Source organism: Bartonella taylorii 8TBB (assembly GCF_902825155.1).
GTDB lineage: Bacteria > Pseudomonadota > Alphaproteobacteria > Rhizobiales > Rhizobiaceae > Bartonella > Bartonella taylorii_A.
The window spans coordinates 122,299-137,822 of the sequence record NZ_CADEAG010000001.1; the positions used below are offsets into that span (position 1 = coordinate 122,299).

18 protein-coding genes and 1 pseudogene are annotated in these 15,524 nt (G+C 40.6%); 11 read left to right on the forward strand and 8 right to left on the reverse strand.

Annotation, left to right across the window (positions count from 1 at the left end; genetic code table 11):
- Nucleotides 1–13 precede the first annotated feature (13 nt).
- From ruvA to J7R13_RS00630, 5 genes are all read right to left on the reverse strand, one after another.
- On the reverse strand, nt 14–631 hold the full coding sequence (ruvA, locus tag J7R13_RS00610; RefSeq protein ID WP_208437010.1) for a Holliday junction branch migration protein RuvA: 618 nt from the start codon (nt 629–631) through the stop codon (nt 14–16).
- A gap of 9 nt (nt 632–640) precedes the next feature.
- A complete protein-coding gene (locus J7R13_RS00615; RefSeq protein ID WP_004857726.1) occupies nt 641–805 on the reverse strand; it encodes a hypothetical protein in 165 nt (54 codons plus the stop codon).
- On the reverse strand, nt 802–1,311 hold the full coding sequence (gene ruvC / locus J7R13_RS00620; RefSeq protein ID WP_004857728.1) for a crossover junction endodeoxyribonuclease RuvC: 510 nt from the start codon (nt 1,309–1,311) through the stop codon (nt 802–804). The genes J7R13_RS00615 and ruvC overlap by 4 nt, the downstream gene beginning before the upstream one ends.
- A gap of 301 nt (nt 1,312–1,612) precedes the next feature.
- The gene (locus J7R13_RS00625; RefSeq protein ID WP_208437011.1) at nt 1,613–2,131 is read right to left on the reverse strand and encodes a DUF1465 family protein; all 519 of its coding nucleotides are present in this window, start codon (nt 2,129–2,131) and stop codon (nt 1,613–1,615) included.
- A gap of 166 nt (nt 2,132–2,297) precedes the next feature.
- Nucleotides 2,298–3,440 carry an OpgC family protein gene (locus tag J7R13_RS00630; protein WP_208437012.1) on the reverse strand — a complete coding sequence of 381 codons (1,143 nt, stop codon included), beginning with the start codon at nt 3,438–3,440 and terminating at the stop codon, nt 2,298–2,300.
- Between the two features lie 113 nt (nt 3,441–3,553).
- On the opposite strand from J7R13_RS00630, the gene J7R13_RS00635 reads away from it, so the two are divergent.
- From J7R13_RS00635 to J7R13_RS00680, 10 genes and pseudogenes are all read left to right on the forward strand, one after another.
- A complete protein-coding gene (locus J7R13_RS00635) occupies nt 3,554–4,237 on the forward strand; it encodes a thiamine phosphate synthase (protein ID WP_208437013.1) in 684 nt (227 codons plus the stop codon).
- Nucleotides 4,238–4,673: 436 nt separating this feature from the next.
- Entirely contained in the window at nt 4,674–4,865 is a 192-nt protein-coding gene (relB, locus tag J7R13_RS00640) for a type II toxin-antitoxin system RelB family antitoxin (RefSeq protein ID WP_208437014.1), read from the forward strand.
- Entirely contained in the window at nt 4,865–5,152 is a 288-nt protein-coding gene (locus J7R13_RS00645; RefSeq protein ID WP_208437015.1) for a type II toxin-antitoxin system RelE/ParE family toxin, read from the forward strand. Before relB ends, J7R13_RS00645 begins: the two co-directional genes overlap by 1 nt.
- A 283-nt stretch (nt 5,153–5,435) precedes the next feature.
- Nucleotides 5,436–5,837, forward strand: coding sequence for a helix-turn-helix domain-containing protein (locus J7R13_RS00650; protein ID WP_208437016.1), 402 nt, complete (start codon nt 5,436–5,438; stop codon nt 5,835–5,837).
- 270 nt (nt 5,838–6,107) lie between these two features.
- Nucleotides 6,108–6,509 (forward strand): helix-turn-helix domain-containing protein, encoded by a 402-nt coding sequence (locus tag J7R13_RS00655; RefSeq protein ID WP_208437017.1) that lies wholly within the window; start codon nt 6,108–6,110, stop codon nt 6,507–6,509.
- Nucleotides 6,510–6,698: 189 nt separating this feature from the next.
- Nucleotides 6,699–7,106 (forward strand): hypothetical protein, encoded by a 408-nt coding sequence (locus J7R13_RS00660; RefSeq protein WP_208437018.1) that lies wholly within the window; start codon nt 6,699–6,701, stop codon nt 7,104–7,106.
- A 414-nt stretch (nt 7,107–7,520) separates the two neighbouring features.
- Nucleotides 7,521–8,573, forward strand: a complete 1,053-nt coding sequence (locus J7R13_RS00665; RefSeq protein ID WP_208437019.1) for a tetratricopeptide repeat protein — start codon at nt 7,521–7,523, stop codon at nt 8,571–8,573.
- Between the two features lie 15 nt (nt 8,574–8,588).
- A pseudogene (locus J7R13_RS00670) lies at nt 8,589–8,789 on the forward strand (tetratricopeptide repeat protein); the annotation flags it as partial.
- Between the two features lie 370 nt (nt 8,790–9,159).
- Nucleotides 9,160–9,729, forward strand: a complete 570-nt coding sequence (efp, locus tag J7R13_RS00675) for an elongation factor P (protein WP_004857743.1) — start codon at nt 9,160–9,162, stop codon at nt 9,727–9,729.
- An 11-nt stretch (nt 9,730–9,740) separates the two neighbouring features.
- Complete coding sequence (locus J7R13_RS00680; protein ID WP_208437020.1) at nt 9,741–10,532, forward strand: inositol monophosphatase family protein; 792 nt, start codon at nt 9,741–9,743, stop codon at nt 10,530–10,532.
- A 107-nt stretch (nt 10,533–10,639) separates the two neighbouring features.
- On the opposite strand, the gene J7R13_RS00685 is transcribed toward J7R13_RS00680, so the two are convergent.
- Nucleotides 10,640–12,430 (reverse strand): ABC transporter transmembrane domain-containing protein, encoded by a 1,791-nt coding sequence (locus tag J7R13_RS00685; protein ID WP_208437021.1) that lies wholly within the window; start codon nt 12,428–12,430, stop codon nt 10,640–10,642.
- A 189-nt stretch (nt 12,431–12,619) separates the two neighbouring features.
- On the opposite strand from J7R13_RS00685, the gene rpmE reads away from it, so the two are divergent.
- Nucleotides 12,620–12,841 carry a 50S ribosomal protein L31 gene (rpmE, locus tag J7R13_RS00690; protein ID WP_208437022.1) on the forward strand — a complete coding sequence of 74 codons (222 nt, stop codon included), beginning with the start codon at nt 12,620–12,622 and terminating at the stop codon, nt 12,839–12,841.
- A gap of 579 nt (nt 12,842–13,420) precedes the next feature.
- Here rpmE and J7R13_RS00695 read toward each other — a convergent pair.
- Both J7R13_RS00695 and J7R13_RS00700 read right to left on the reverse strand, forming a co-directional pair.
- A complete protein-coding gene (locus J7R13_RS00695; protein WP_246786248.1) occupies nt 13,421–13,624 on the reverse strand; it encodes a hypothetical protein in 204 nt (67 codons plus the stop codon).
- An 837-nt stretch (nt 13,625–14,461) separates the two neighbouring features.
- Nucleotides 14,462–15,505, reverse strand: a complete 1,044-nt coding sequence (locus tag J7R13_RS00700) for a class I fructose-bisphosphate aldolase (protein WP_208437024.1) — start codon at nt 15,503–15,505, stop codon at nt 14,462–14,464.
- Between the last annotated feature and the right edge of the window lie 19 nt (nt 15,506–15,524).

A 15,524-nucleotide genomic window follows, 5' to 3' on the forward strand; every position in this document is an offset into this window, starting at 1 on the left:
TGTTACCTTTTACTCAAGTAGGAGGAGAAAGCAATTTGAGGCTATGGCGAATAAGCAGTGCAGAGGAAACGGTTTCCCCTTCAAGAGCCTTCATCGCTAAAGCAAGAGCACGGGCTGCTTGATCACGTTCAAAACCAAGTTTGATCAAAGCAGAGAGTGCTTCATTCGTTGGTTGATTGGTCTCCTCCAGATGAGGGAGTGGAGCGCTACGAATCGCATGTTCATTAAAGGGGAGTGCTTTACTTTTCAGTTCGCGGACAATTCTTTCACTAACTTTTTTACCAACCCCTGGAGCACGGCTCATCATTGCAACATCGTTTAAGGCAATTGCTTGTGCGAGTTCATCTGGTGATAAAGTGCCTAAAATTGCCAAGGCAACCTTTGCCCCCACACCAGGAACATTTTGCAAAAGACAAAACCACTCTTGTTCAGCTCTTGTAGCAAAACCAAAAAGGCGAAGTGCGTCTTCCCGAACATGTGTTTCAATAAAGAGGCTTATACCCTCACCAAGAGCTGGTAAAGAAGGACGCAACCGGTTTGACACAAACACCACATAACCGACCCCTTGAACATCTACAAGGATATGATCATCAAAGATATGCTCAAGGATACCTTTTAATTTACCAATCATACCATACCCTTAAACGATGAAAGATGTTGCTACAGTGCGTAGGGTGGCAAAGACAAGAGCAAGCTCATCAACAGCAATATTGCTATCAAATTCAGCACTAGGAAGCAGAACTTTTACCAACATAATATAAGCATCAAAAATGTATTCGGAAATATCTTTTAACTTACCAATCATGCCATAATCCTTGAACGATGAGAAATACTACTACGATGCGTGCTATGACAAAGAGCAAGAGCAAGTGCATCAGCCGCATCACTGCTGTCAAATTCCGCACGGGGAAGAAGAACTTTTACCATCATATGAATTTGTTCTTTAGCGCCATGGCCAACACCAATAACCGATTTTTTTACTTTATTTGGAGCATATTCAAAAACGGGCAGATTTGCTTGCGCTGGAGCAAGAAGCGCAATGGCACGCGCTTGACCAAGCTTTAAAGTTGCCGTAGCATCTTTGTTGACAAAAACATGTTCCACAGCAGCTTCATGGGGCATAAATTGATGCAAAATCTCCGAAAGTCCTTTGTAAAGTTGGCATAATCTGGAAGCAAGATCACACCGTACGTCAGAACAAATCGTTCCTGCTGCGATAAATTGAAGGCGATTACCGGAGAGATCAATAACACCCCATCCTGTACGACGTAGTCCGGGATCAATGCCTATAATACGAATCGTCTCTGCCATAAATTTGAAGTCTATACACTTTTTTCCCCCTTGAACAGAGGTTAACAGCCAAGACAACAAAGGAAAAATATATTTTCCTCAACGATGCACATAGACTCCATACGGGCTTCAAAATACAGCAAATTACCACACTTCAATATCAACTATCTCTGCCATAAGTTTCAAGTCTATACACTTTTTCTCCCCTTGAACAAACTAAGCAGCAAAAAGTACAGAACAATAAAGAAGAATATTGAGCGAAATCTGTTTTGAAAAAGGAGGCACACCAATAGAAATAAAGGGAAGCGAGGTACAAAAGCTTCTAAGAATGCCCAAATGCTGTTTTAAGCAATTCGATTTGTTTGCCCACTGGATTGTCCTCTTCCAAGATATCAGAAGATCCGTGTTCTCTACCAGCACGCATATATTGCATACGTGCTTCAAGACGCAATGAACGGGTGACAAAGTAACGGAAGACCTCTGGTAACTCTTGCCAATGAGGATTTTCTAGTTTCAGCGTCGGTGTATGAAGCGATACTTTTGCAATCTCTTTTTGTATTTGTTCTGGTGTCATTTCCCCTTCGCGCTCTGCACGGAAAAGGAGGAGTTGAGAGGCGATTTGCATAAGCCGTGTGCTTAGATACATCGCCTCTTTGGCATACATTGCAGACATTTCTGCTGAAAGAGAACGTGCAGCTAATTTCCCTTCCGTATCAATATAAGTTGCGGTTTCTTCAATGAGTTTCATTGTCTCTTCATAGAGGCGATTGAAAGCATTATCAAAAGCATTATGCTCAATCATGATAATGGGTTCATCATGGGGAATTTTATGTGCACTCACGCTTTTATACTCCAAATACCAGCACAAAAATTATGACACTCAACGATTAGAGAGTTAAAAAGTTTCTTTTCCTGCTGCGGTGAATGTCTTTTTTTATTGAGTACCTCTTTTCAAATTTTTGCGCAATGTGCTTCTTATTCTAAGGTTAACGCGTTAATGAGCAGCGTTATAAACTGATAGGTTTCCCTGACAATGAACTTTGGAAAGATCGATGTTTTTCACAACAATAGGCAACCCCAAACTGCAGCGCAATGCCAATAATAATCAAGAGAGTATCGGAAAAAAGCGTTGCTGTCATCACTGTTTTTAAAATTTGTCCCAACATGGCAAAAACAGTGCCGGTTACAAAGACGGGTAAACTGTGTTTTCCTAAAATTGCTAAGGGGTTTTTTGGCGAGACATGAAACCACTTATTCAAGACAGGCAAACATAAGATAAGCGTTGATAACGCAAGTATATGGAGCAGACGCGGTAAACTTAAAAAGGTTTTATTAAAATTAAACAATGGAGAAGACCAGCCAAGCCACCCCAAAATGCTCCACCAGTTTAAGCGAACCCATAACAGCGAAAGCAAAAGATATAGAGCTGCTAAAACAGCTAAAAAAGGTTTAAAAGGGATTGTTTTTCCTTGTTGAAGAGATAAAGTAGCGGTCAACCCTATAATAAACAAGAATTGCCAAGACAAAGGGTTCAAAAACCATTTCCCCTCTAAAGGATAAGAATGGGGAGCAATTTCATAAAAACCGCAGACCAAGTACAGTATGAACGAGCTCAAAAGCAAAAGCCCTTTGTGTTTACAACTTAAATAAAGCGCAAAAGGTGCAAAAAGCATCAGAACAATATAAAGCGGAAGAATATTATTATATCCTAATTGGTGCCCAAAACTTAAGGTGCTAAACAACGCAACAAAAGGCTTTGTGAGAAAGAGACCCACATTATTCATTGATAAAAGTTTTTCTGAACGCCACAATAAAAAGCCTGCAAAAAAAAGGCTGATAGTTACAAAAGTAGTAAAAAGATATGCCCCATAAAGCTGAAAAGCTCTTTGCCAAAGTTTGCGAACAATGAAAGTAAAAGGCTTCTGATGTAACCGCACATGAAAACTTAATCCAAGAGAAACCCCTGAAATTAAAACAAAGGCTTCTGCTGCATCAGAAAAACCGAAGTTTCTATGTGTGAAAGACTCATAAAGAGTTCCAGGAATATGGTTGATGAAAATCGTCAATAAGGCTAAAGAACGAAAAACATCAATGCGTGTATCACGATGAGAAGGATGTGTATTATGATTAAGAACACCTTGGTATCCCATAAGTGGACCCCCATAAGCAATAAAAGTGATAATCACCTTTTAGCAAAGCGCGATTGTAAGATGTAATTTTATTTTTAAAAGTCAAGTTTATTTTTAAAAATCAAGGACTTTGTATGACAAAAGAAAAAAATAAACCGATTGATCCCCATCCTTGTCCACAATTGGTTTTGACATTGGATGTTCGACGGACCATAGAGCCTAGCTTTTTGCGCCAAATCTTGCAAACCCAAACCCCGCAACCCCAAACCTCACAAAAAAAATCTTTTGCATGCGCTATTCTCTATGACTCTCAGAGTGATGAAGCTTTTTTACAAAAACAAGCACAACTTTACGCAGAGGATATTCAACAAAATGACACCGCCCTTCTCATCGCTGGTGACAGCCGAATTGCGGGACGAATAAAGGCTGATGGTGTGCATATAGAGGGTGATCTTAACGCTCTCGAAAGCCTCGACAATCAAAAAAGGGAACAAAAAATCATAGGTTTTGGAAATTTACGCAATCGCCATAGCGCTATGGTTGCTGGAGAAGCCGGCGTCGATTACCTATTCTTTGGAAAACTCGGTGCTGATAAAAAACCCGACGCTCACCCCCGCAATGTCCAACTAGCAGAGTGGTGGGCAGAGATTATGGAAATCCCTGCTATCCTTCAAGCAGGAAGCGATTTTGCAACTTTTGATGAAGTCTTAAAAACCGCCTGTGAATTCATCGCTGTTGAGGAAGTCATTTTTGGGAACGATAATCCTTTGATGATACTAGAAAAAATAAAAGAAAAATGTGAAACTACATCCTTGTAATAAAGGGAGAATATCATTGACGACTGATAAAACAAGACGTTGAAATCCCTTCAGATGCTCATGGAATGATATACATTCCTTTCAAGAACAACGTAAAAGAAACAGCTCCAAAACTTGCCGATCAATTAATAGACGCTGGATTCACTCTAGATGCAAAGAAGGTGACTTATGCATCAAAGTAAACTTGAACAACGCTCAAAAAGGATTTAAAATAACTTCTTGAATATTAAAATGGGAGAGATTTTTTCAATTTTTAGAATGGAGAAAGAAGTTATATTGGGATATTCCTATGGAGAACATCGAACCTCTAGAGAGCAACCTACTTGCTAATTTACCGTTTAAACCAAAAGAGTATTGAAAAATTTATGGATAAATATAGGGTGTATGTATTAATAATCATAAGCCTAATAGAGAAAAATGGAAAGGAAATACTATCATGAAAAGTGTCCTTTCTCCGTTAGTCTCAGAGTTTGAAACCATTGAACAGGAAATCAACTATACTGCGTGGCTACGTGACAAAGTAGCAAAGAGCCTTGCAGATCCACATCCTGCGCTTCCGCATGATGAAGTTATGGCTGAAATGGAAACTCTAATAGAGCAACTTGAAACCGAACAGAAGAAGTCCTAATGCTACCAGTTGTCTGGTTGCCTTCAGCGCGCAATGATTTACGTCAGATTTTAACTTACATTGCCCACAAAAATCCACCCGCTGCACGGCGAATGAAAAGACTTCTGGAAGCTTGTGTACTACCATTATCCGAGCATCCGTACCTGTATCGTCAAAGTGAGAGAGTGCTAGGGTTGCGGGAAATCATAGCGCATCCAAATTATCTTATATTGTATCGAGTAGCTACAAAACAAATTGAGATTGTAACCGTAGTACACGCCCGCCGTGAATTTCCTAACTCCATTTGATTTGATAAGAAACGCAGCACCTCTCATGAGAAAAATTGTACGTTAAGAAAGACTATTTTCATTTTTATTGTAAATCCCTTGAAATTACTTTATAGTTTAAAAGGTGATTTTGGTTGTATACGCAACGACCAATAGGGACTTGAAAACCCGAAACTCAAACATAAAATGAACCCACTCTATGGGTGTCCCGGGATTCCGGGAGATTTTGCTATGTCCAGGTGCTCTCAGCACTAAAAGCAAAATGCTGATTTGAGTTCAGTGTTTTCAAGCTCCCGGAATACCAATGCGAGGGCGCTCGCAACCGGCGGGGGGCTCTCAAGTGCAAGTAAAAACTCTCAACGACATTTTTGTAGGCAAGAGAATTCGTTTTAGGCGAAAAATGTTGAAAATGTCTCAAAAACAATTAGCGCATGCTTTAAGCGTAAGCTACCAACAAGTTCAAAAATATGAAACAGGCTTAAATCGTGTAAGTGCGGGGCGTTTGAAAGATATTGCCGATATCCTGAGCGTTCCACTTACCTTTTTTTACGCTGATGTCTTAACAAAACAAGAGACCCCATACCAACATGACGAGCTAATATCGAGCAGAGAGGAATATCTGCTTTTAAAAAGATTTAGAATTCTAACCTCTGTAAAACAAAGAGCAATTCTACAGTTGCTCTCTGACCAGAATGAGAGCTTTTAACATCATGGAGAGATCTACACTTTCTGTTCATTAAAAAACACTGTTTTCATTTTTATTGTAAATCCCCTGAAATTACTTTATGACTTAAAAGGTGATTTTGGTCGTATACGCAACGACCAATAGGGAAAACAAGCCCTAAGCTCTAGCGTAAAAATGAACCCACTCTGTGGGTGTCCCGGGATTCCGGGAGATTTTGCTATGTCCAGGTGCTCTCAGCACTAAAAGCAGAATGCTGACTAGAGCTCAGTACTTGTTACTCCCGGAATACCAATGCGAGGGCGCTCGCAACCGGCGGGGGGCTCTAAAGTGCAAACCAAAACTCTCAACGACACTTTTGTAGGCAAGAGAATTCGTTTTAGGCGAAAAATGCTAAAAATGTCTCAAAAAGAATTAGCGCATGCTTTAAGTGTAAGCTACCAACAAGTTCAAAAATATGAAACAGGCTTAAATCGTGTAAGCGCAGGACGCCTGAAAGATATTGCCGATATCCTGAGCGTTCCACTTACCTTTTTTTACACTGATGTCTTAAAAAAACAAGAAGCCCCGTACCAACATGATGAGCTAATATCAAGCAAAGAAGAATATCTGCTGTTAAAAAGATTTAGAATTCTAACCTCTGTAAAACAAAGAGCAATTTTACAGTTGCTCTCTGATCAGAATGAAAACTTTTAATATATATTTCGTATGTTAAGTATAAACTTTAAGTGCTCTTGAAGATGATAATAGTTTTTAAAAAACGAATAAAAAAATTACCGCTTGATTGGAAATCAACATGTTGTTAACACAGCCATGAGCAAAGTTGCTCTTATTTCGATGTAAGAGCTTCCCAAGAAAGCCTAACAATAAATAGGGGAAATTAAGATGTTAAAATATTTATTACTGCCACCGCTTGTATTGGCAGCTGGTTGTGCGTCTGTGAATGGTGATCTCTCATCAAGTTATGTTGGTCCAGGTCTTACAAAGAATGCTGCAAAATTAATCGCTAATGATTATATTAGCGATATCAAAAGACCTTTACCACCAGCGACAACAACACTTATTATCAAGAAAAATAACACTGAAGATAACTTTACTCCTTTATTTGTTAGTCTGTTGCGACAGAAGGGATATCGCGTGATCTATACAGATCAACCCCAAAAACAACAAAACATGGGTGTGAATTTGATTTACAGAATAACACCACAGGATAATGGACGTATAATGTCTGTTCTTCAGTATGATTGGGCTGGAGAACCAAGTTATCATATAAGTACTTTCCAGAATAGATAACCCCCCTATTTAATATAGACGTTCTCTATATTTGAGATGTAAAGATCTAAAAGCTCTCGCTAAAGAAAAGAGATTCACATCTCAAGAGAAATCCTTGTTTTAAACCAGAATGAACAGTTCTACCATACCTTGTAGCGATACAAGGTATGGTGAGCTATAACTTCAGAATTTAAACATGAGCCCCCATACGCATCCACTGCATCATCCAATTGGCATAATAAGCCGACGGACTATACCCCACACACTTGATCAAGTAAGAAGCGATTTTGCAACCTTTGATGAAGTGGTACAAACCGCATATGCATGTATTACCGTTGAATAAAGTATTTTTTCACATGATAATCCCTTGACCCTTCTTGAAATGATGCAAAAAAAATGTGAAAACTCTTAAACTGTGATGAGGAGAAAACATCCATGATTGAGAGAAGCATCAAACTGCTTATCGTGGGAGGAGCGGTTTGGCTTGCAAGTGCTATCACTGTTGCAAATTCTACTGGAACTGCTCAAGAATCCTCAAATCTTGAAAACTCTTTGAATACTATTCAAGACAACACCAACACGCAAGAACCTTTCCAACCGTTAAAAGCTGGAGAATATGATCAAGCTTATGACTATTACACCCAAGGCTATTATTTAAAAGCCTTTCGTGAAGCACTCAGACGAGCAGAACAAAATGATCCCATCGCACAGACTCTGGTTGCTCGGATTTATATGGAAGGATGCGCTGTTTCTCGTGATGGTGCGCGCGCTGCTTTGTGGTTTGGACGTGCAGCAAAACAAGGCGAACCACAAGCGCAACTGCGCTACGGTCTTATGTTGTTTGATGGACATTTCATTGCACAAAATCAAGAACTTGGTGAAGAGTTTATCCGAAAAGCCGTAGATGCTGAGGTAAAGGAAGCCTATTTTTATTATGGACAATTGCTTCTTTATAAAGCCTCGCGTGAAAAGCAAAATCTTCCTGGTGTTTTTTCACAAAGCCGTGAAAATGAGGTGATAGAACAAGCATTAAAATGGTTCTTAAAAGGCGCTGCCCTTGGAGATTCTGAAGCCGCTTTTGCTGCGTCAAAAATTCTTGCCTCAGGAACACTAACACGCCCAAGGGATGAGCGTAACGCCCGCAGATTAATGGAAGCAGCCGCCCAAAACAACCACTCTACAGCACAAATCCTTTTAGCACAATGGCTTGTGAAAGGTCGTGGTGGAGAAACTGATTTTCAACGTGCTTTTCATTTGCTTATGAGCAATGCCATCAATATGGTCCCACCAGCACAGGTTTCCCTTGCAAGGCTCTATCGCGATGGAATAGGCACAAAAGGCGATATCATCATGGCAGCGGCATGGTATATGCTTGCAAAGCAGGCAAAAATTCAAGCGCCAGACCTTGAAATGATGCTTGAAGGAATGGACAATACACAATTGGAAAAAGCACGCAAAGAAGCAATAAAGCTCCTTCCTGTTTTCTAAAACATACTGAACAAACCGGAACAAATCCACCTTGCAAAGCTTTATCAATATGGCATAAGAACAAAAAGCAATACAATAATGGCAGCGGCATAGTATATGCTTGCAAAGCAGGCAAAAATTCAAGCACCAGACCTTGAAATGATGCTTGAAGGGATGGACAATACACAATTGGAAAAAGCACGCAAAGAAGCAATAAAGCTCCTTCCTGTTTTTTAAGCAACACTAAAAAAGGAGAGCCTTTAGTTTAAAGAGATAAATTTAAGAAATAAATCTCCATAAAAATCCTCTTAAAAAACTTTGTGCAAACTGTTAAAAGGCTTGCGTCTGAGTATTTTTTATGGTCTTGCAAAGAGTTGAAAAGCAAGAATACATAAAAGTTCTTTATTTTGGAGTACTTATCCAGGCTTTTTTCTCTAACAAAAACGTGAGAAAGCCCACCACAAGGACTACGAGAGAGCCTACCGCAAGGAAGACAAGAGGCCTCACCATAAAAACAACAAAAGAGCTCGCTGCAAAAACAATGAGGGGGATAACCGTAAGGACAAAAAGAGAGCTCTTTTTGCAAGAATGGAATTGGATAGAAACGATGAAAATTAATGGCAATGAAATTCGCCCTGGCAATGTAATCGAGCATCAAGGAAGCTTATGGGTCGCTGTAAAATGCAACGCCGTAAAACCAGGAAAAGGTGGCGCATTTAACCAGGTTGAAATGAAAAATTTGATCGATGGTACAAAACTCAATGAACGATTTCGTGCCGCCGAAACCGTTGAACGCGTACGCCTTGAACAAAAAGATTTTACATTCCTTTATCAACAAGGTGATGCTCTCGTTTTTATGGATTCAGAATCTTATGAACAACTTGAATTACAAAAGGATTTTGTTGGTGAACGCGCTGCTTTTCTCCAAGATGGGATGACCGTGACCGTTGAGCTCTATCAAGAAAAGCCTATTGGCATATCACTTCCTGATCAGGTCACTGTAGCAATTGCTGAAGCAGATCCTGCCATCAAAGGGCAAACCGTCACATCTTCTTATAAACCTGCTATTCTTGAAAATGGTATTCGCATCCTTGTCCCACCTTTTATTAATGCCGGTGAACGTGTCATTGTCGACACCAACGAGTTAACTTATTTACGTCGTGCAAGTGATAAATAAAGGAATAAAAGATGGCCCATTCTGCAATCATGAATGTCATGGTGCAAGCTGCAATGAAAGCTGGACGCTCGCTCGTGCGTGATTACGGTGAAGTGCAAAATTTGCAAGTGTCTTTGAAAGGGCCAGCGGATTATGTAAGCCAAGCAGATCGTAAGGCTGAAAAGATTATTTTCAATGACTTAAGCAAAGCACGACCAAAATTTGGTTTTCTCATGGAAGAGTCTGAGGAAATCATTGGAGAAGATTCACAGCATCGTTTCATTATTGATCCTTTGGATGGCACAACAAATTTTCTCCATGGCATTCCTTTTTTTGCGGTTTCTATCGCCTTAGAAAGCCAAGGAAAAATCGTTGCTGGTGTGATTTATAATCCCGTGAATGATGAGTTATTTACCGCTGAACGCGGTGGCGGTGCCTTTTTTAATGACCGGCGCTGTCGCGTTTCTGCACGACGCAGATTAGAAGATTGTGTCATTGCAACGGGCATGCCGCATTTTGGTCGTCCAAATCATGGGGCATATCTTATCGAATTGCGCAATGTCATGGCTGAAGTTGCTGGACTCCGTCGTTTTGGCGCTGCCGCCCTTGATTTGGCTTATGTCGCTGCTGGTCGAACAGATGGCTTTTGGGAAGACAATCTGCAAATTTGGGATATGGCTGCTGGAATACTGATGGTTCGTGAAGCCGGTGGTTTTGTCACCGATAAAGACGGAGGCGACGCTATATTTCACAAAAAAAATATTATTGCTGGCAATGAACTTATTCGCATGAGATTAGAAAAAACTCTCAAAAAAGGTATTTAAACCTCAAAACAAAAGTCTTTAGAGAGCAACGGAGAAGGAGCGGTCTTTTGGGTTCATAAAGACCAACAACAATAACCAGAAAAGATATCAATCTTTCTGCCAAGCCCTTATTCAGGTGAAAATTGCAATTTGGCTAAGTACGCATAAACCCCGTTTTGTGCGACAAGTTCGGCATGTGTTCCCTCTTCAACGAGAGCACCTTTATCCATCACAAGAATGCGATCTGCTTTTAAAATCGTTGCTAAACGGTGTGCAATCACCAATGTTGTTCTATTTTGCATCAACCCTTCTAAGGCTTCTTGTACTAGCTTTTCACTGTTTGCATCTAAAGCAGATGTTGCTTCATCAAGCAGCAAAAGGGGTGCATTTCTTAAAATCGCACGTGCAATGCCAATGCGTTGTTTTTGTCCACCAGAAAGCATAGTACCGCGTTCTCCCACTTGCGTATCAAAGCCGTTTGGTAAGGCTTCAATAAATTCAAGTGCATTAGCTGCTTTAGCGGCGGCAATAATTTCCTCTTCATGAGTATTTTCTGTACCGAAAGTAATATTATCGCGCAGAGTGCCATCAAAAATAGCAACATCTTGTGGAACATAAGAGATTGCACTGCGTAAATCTTGCAGAGAGAGGCGATTGGTCTCCACACCATCAAAGCGAATTTGACCACTTGTCGGATCATAAAAACGAAGAATCAAAGAAAAAAGTGTACTTTTACCCGCGCCAGAAGCACCAACAAAAGCAACCGTTTCACCTGCTTTGATCGAAAAAGAAAGAGCATGCAAAATTTTGTCTTCTGGTCTGGAAGGATAAGTAAAATCAACCTGATCAAAAACAATTGCACCTTGAACAGGCTGGGCCAATGGTAAAGGAACTGTAGGTGTTAAAACCGTAGGCTTTTCTTGCAACAATTCGGAAAGCCGTTCAGCAGCACCTACTGCTTGGATTAATTCTGCACCCAGTTCCGATAATTGCGCAAAGGTTGAAGCACCAAAAACTGCATAGAGAACAAATTGACCCAAAGTTCCCGCCGTCATAGTGCCATTTAAAACATCCCGAGACCCAATCCATAAAACAGCAACCACACTGCTAAAAACCAGAAAAATTGCAAATCCCGTAAAAAAGGAACGCAAAATGACAGAAGCACGTGCCGTTTGAAAAGCACGTTCTATCAACTGTGAAAAACGTGTCGAAACAAGTTTTTCAGCGGTAAAAGCTTGCACAGTACGAATAGCACTTACCTGTTCGGTTGCCAAAGCATTGGCATCTGCAACACGGTCTTGTGCCGCACGTGTCCGTGTACGAACTCTGCGCCCAAAAACAACTAACGGAATAGCAACAAAGGGAATAGCGAGCAGCACCAGTGCAGACAATTTAGCATTGGTAATAACCATCATCACGATTGCACCAATTACCACAATCAGATGACGCAAAGCGGTAGAAGCTGTTGAACCAACAGCCAATTTTATTTGCGTTGTATCTGTTAGGAGCCGCGATACCAGTTCACCAGAATGAGACTTATCAAAAAAAGCAGGCGAAAGCTTCATAATATGGACAAAAACATCACGCCGTAAATCAGCAACAATCCGTTCCCCCAAGGTGATAACACAATAATAACGGCAAGCTGAAGCAAGCGCGAGCAGCAAGGCTAAAGCGAATAAAATAAAGAAATAAAAATTGATATGCCCGTGGCTTGAAGTGGAAAAACCATGATCAAACATTTTGCCAATAAAAACGGGCAAAGCCAGTGTAACAAGGGCAGCAACAGTCAAAGCAAAAAAGGCAAAGATAAACAACCAGCGATAGCGTATAAAATAAGGACCAAAAGTTGCAAGCGAAGAGAATGAAGACTTTTTTGTAGAGAACTGTGTAGATTTTTCTGAATGATTGAGGAGATTCATAAGGTTTCGCTCACTATATTAGGTTGTCTATAACACTTGATACAATGATGTATCTTGAACACTTGTTTTTTGATGCGTGCTCGGTTATAGGAATGGTACTTTAATTCATTTATCAAAAAGACAAAGGAAGCGCACTTAAAAAAAGTGAAAAAGTGCCATTTCGTTTTATAAATACAAAAGGTTTTACCCATGAAAGCGAATATTCATCCCGACTATCACAAAATTACCGTCGTTATGACGGATGGTAGCCAATACACAACGCGCTCCACTTGGGGAAAAGAGGGGGATACCCTTAATTTGGATATCGACCCAAGAACCCATCCAGCGTGGACAGGTGGATCTCAAACACTTGTCGATCGTGGTGGTCGTGTTTCTAAATTCAAAAATCGTTTTGGTAACCTCGGCATGTAAAAACCTAGTGCTGGTTGTGAAAAGCAAAAAACGACCCGTAAAGTCCCACTAAAGTTGTCTGTGCCTAGTGGAATTATTTGTGCCCAATAAAGTCATTTGTATATTGCAAACAATGAAGCTGCTTCTGGGCCGTCAAAGGGCGCAATTTGAGCGCTCTGACAAATTAAGGTTTTTATAGAAAACCACGTCAGTCAAAACTACCAATGAGGTCCCCCGCTTCAAAGCGGGGTTTTTTGCATCTGATGAAGAATGAATAAAAAGTAATTACGATTGCACAGCATATAATGCTACAGAAAAAAAGAGAAAACGCTCTTAATCTGACATCGATCCCAAATGTATCCAGCGTAGACAAGATGAATCTCAAACATGAGAAGATCATGGCAGATGCGTATCTTTATTCGGAAATCGTTTTGGATATCTCAGCATGCCAATGTTTCCTTGCCTCTAAGAAGCAAGACTTTTTAGCCTTCTCAATAAACGCAAGTCTGATGTCATGATTTTGATGCGTAAGCATAAGAGCTTGAGAAGCGGATAACCTCTCATTTTGATTACGTTATGTGCAAACGAATTTCACTCTATTTATTCAGGGAGAATAAGAACATACCCAGGAGGTGCTAAACGGAATAAGAGAGCATCATAACCCCAACTAGCAGACATGCAGCAAAGAGAAAAAACGCCTTCACCAATTGTTAAGAGTAATGCGGACGATATAGCGGCTTCATCTGCTGTTGCGTCACGGCGTTCTAAGAGGTATCCGAAAAAAAATAAAAAGCACGCTAACATACTCGCTCCCGCAAAGAAATTTAACACGGCATGAACCGGTCCCCGTATGTTGAGCAGAATAATAAAAATTATGAAACCAAACACTACAAATATTCCAGCGAATACTCTACGCACCATATGGCACAAATCTCGCATCATAATTTCAGAAATGCTCTGTTCTGCGTATCGATTTTTTCTTTTGGTGCTTATATTCTTAGAAGATAGGTCGTCCACAACTCCCCCCATATTTTAAGCTAAGATGCTATAAAACCCGCGATTTGTAATTATATCATTACAAAATACAAGAAAAATTTATTCATTTTCACTCAAAAAACAAGTGTTTTATTGAGTGCAAGTCTATTTTCTTTCGCAAGAACTCTTCAATCCGTTTGTCTAAAATACAAAAAAACCGTCCACCTTGAAGAATAGGCTCTCCTTACGCACAAAAGGTTGACAAACTGCATATTTTACCTGCCCCGAAATTTCCAATCACCCCGCTCATCCCCCTTTTCAACTGCAATCAAAGGGATTCTACCAATGACAAAAGAGTGTCAAAAAACGAAAAATATTGCACTATCAAACTCTTCAAGACAGTATCAGCTTTATGATTTTTACTCAAAAAGTAAGTGCGCACCTCATGAACAACAACACACTATAATGCTGTCCAATTCACAAATTGATGAGCATCATCGCCCTTCCCCGCTCTCACCTCTCGACGTCCCCCACAAAAGTTTAAAAAAGGCACGAGAAAACTTTTAACCCTAAAAAGCGCACCCCACCATTTTATCACGATGAGGGCTTTCTAAATCACGCAAAAACATGCAAAATCTCCCCACACTCAGACAGAGAACTTGTTCTTCAAGCACAAGAGTGTTCGTTGTCTTTTGTCCATTGCCCCAAAGCTGCCAAATGATTCATCCGAGCACGATGACAAAAAGCCTTTTGTGCAACAGCAATATTTTCATGTTTTCCACCCCATGCCTTCAAAGCCGCCGCTTGCAATGCCCGTCCATAAGAAAAGGTCAATTTCCAAGGCAATGTACCCGAAGCATTCCCCAAAGCATTCATGGCGGATAAATGGGCCGTTGCTTCTTCATCAGATTGTCCCCCAGAGAGAAAAGCAATCCCTGGAACAGCAGCAGGAACAGTCCGTTTAAGCACCTGAACCGTCTTTTCCGCCACTTCTTCCACAGAGGCATTGCGTGCATCTTTTCCATCAATCACCATATTGGGCTTTAAAATCATACCCTCTAAAAGAACGCGCGCCTCAGACAACTCTTTAAACACCGCAGTTAAAACAGCTTGTGTCACCTCAAAGCAGCGCGCAATTGAATGCCCACGTGATGGCCCATCCATCAACACTTCTGGTTCAACAATCGGCACAATCTTTATCTCCTGACACAAAGCAGCATAACGCGCGAGAGCTTGTGCATTTTGGTTGATTGCCCCTCTGGTTGGGAGAGTGTGTGCATCAATTGCAATCACCGCACGCCATTTAGCAAAACGGGCTCCCAAAGCATAATAATCTTTTAAACGCTCTCGAAGCCCATCCAATCCTTCTGTAATCGTCTCGCAAGGAAAAGCCGCCAATGGTTTAGCACCGGTATCGACTTTAATCCCTGGCAAAGCACCCGCCTCACGAATAAGATCCGTCAACATTTTCCCAGATGATGCTTTTTGACGAATGGTTTCATCAAATAAGATAACACCAGAAATAGCACTTTCCATGGCTTCTTTTGCGCTAAAAAGCATTTCACGATAAGCACGACGATTATCTTCGGTGCATTCAACACCAATAGTTTCAAAACGCTTTCCAATCGTAGCAGTACTTTCATCTGCCGCCAAAATACCTTTACCCGTACAAACCAGAGCCAGTGCTCTATCTTCAAGACGTTCATTCATAAAAAATTCCTCTTTGTTC

What these genes read in the sequence shown, in the direction of transcription:
- J7R13_RS00660 (WP_208437018.1), top strand. Translation starts at nt 6,699, where the DNA reads ATGTTAAAATATTTATTACTGCCACCGCTTGTATTGGCAGCTGGTTGT.
- J7R13_RS00695 (WP_246786248.1), bottom strand. Translation starts at nt 13,624, where the DNA reads ATGTTAGCGTGCTTTTTATTTTTTTTCGGATACCTCTTAGAACGCCGT.
- relB (WP_208437014.1), top strand. Translation starts at nt 4,674, where the DNA reads ATGAAAAGTGTCCTTTCTCCGTTAGTCTCAGAGTTTGAAACCATTGAA.
- ruvC (WP_004857728.1), bottom strand. Translation starts at nt 1,311, where the DNA reads ATGGCAGAGACGATTCGTATTATAGGCATTGATCCCGGACTACGTCGT.
- J7R13_RS00685 (WP_208437021.1), bottom strand. Translation starts at nt 12,430, where the DNA reads ATGAATCTCCTCAATCATTCAGAAAAATCTACACAGTTCTCTACAAAA.
- efp (WP_004857743.1), top strand. Translation starts at nt 9,160, where the DNA reads ATGAAAATTAATGGCAATGAAATTCGCCCTGGCAATGTAATCGAGCAT.
- J7R13_RS00665 (WP_208437019.1), top strand. Translation starts at nt 7,521, where the DNA reads ATGATTGAGAGAAGCATCAAACTGCTTATCGTGGGAGGAGCGGTTTGG.
- J7R13_RS00680 (WP_208437020.1), top strand. Translation starts at nt 9,741, where the DNA reads ATGGCCCATTCTGCAATCATGAATGTCATGGTGCAAGCTGCAATGAAA.
- J7R13_RS00700 (WP_208437024.1), bottom strand. Translation starts at nt 15,505, where the DNA reads ATGAATGAACGTCTTGAAGATAGAGCACTGGCTCTGGTTTGTACGGGT.
- J7R13_RS00650 (WP_208437016.1), top strand. Translation starts at nt 5,436, where the DNA reads ATGCGAGGGCGCTCGCAACCGGCGGGGGGCTCTCAAGTGCAAGTAAAA.
- J7R13_RS00635 (WP_208437013.1), top strand. Translation starts at nt 3,554, where the DNA reads ATGACAAAAGAAAAAAATAAACCGATTGATCCCCATCCTTGTCCACAA.
- J7R13_RS00655 (WP_208437017.1), top strand. Translation starts at nt 6,108, where the DNA reads ATGCGAGGGCGCTCGCAACCGGCGGGGGGCTCTAAAGTGCAAACCAAA.
- ruvA (WP_208437010.1), bottom strand. Translation starts at nt 631, where the DNA reads ATGATTGGTAAATTAAAAGGTATCCTTGAGCATATCTTTGATGATCAT.
- rpmE (WP_208437022.1), top strand. Translation starts at nt 12,620, where the DNA reads ATGAAAGCGAATATTCATCCCGACTATCACAAAATTACCGTCGTTATG.
- J7R13_RS00645 (WP_208437015.1), top strand. Translation starts at nt 4,865, where the DNA reads ATGCTACCAGTTGTCTGGTTGCCTTCAGCGCGCAATGATTTACGTCAG.
- J7R13_RS00615 (WP_004857726.1), bottom strand. Translation starts at nt 805, where the DNA reads ATGATTGGTAAGTTAAAAGATATTTCCGAATACATTTTTGATGCTTAT.
- J7R13_RS00630 (WP_208437012.1), bottom strand. Translation starts at nt 3,440, where the DNA reads ATGGGATACCAAGGTGTTCTTAATCATAATACACATCCTTCTCATCGT.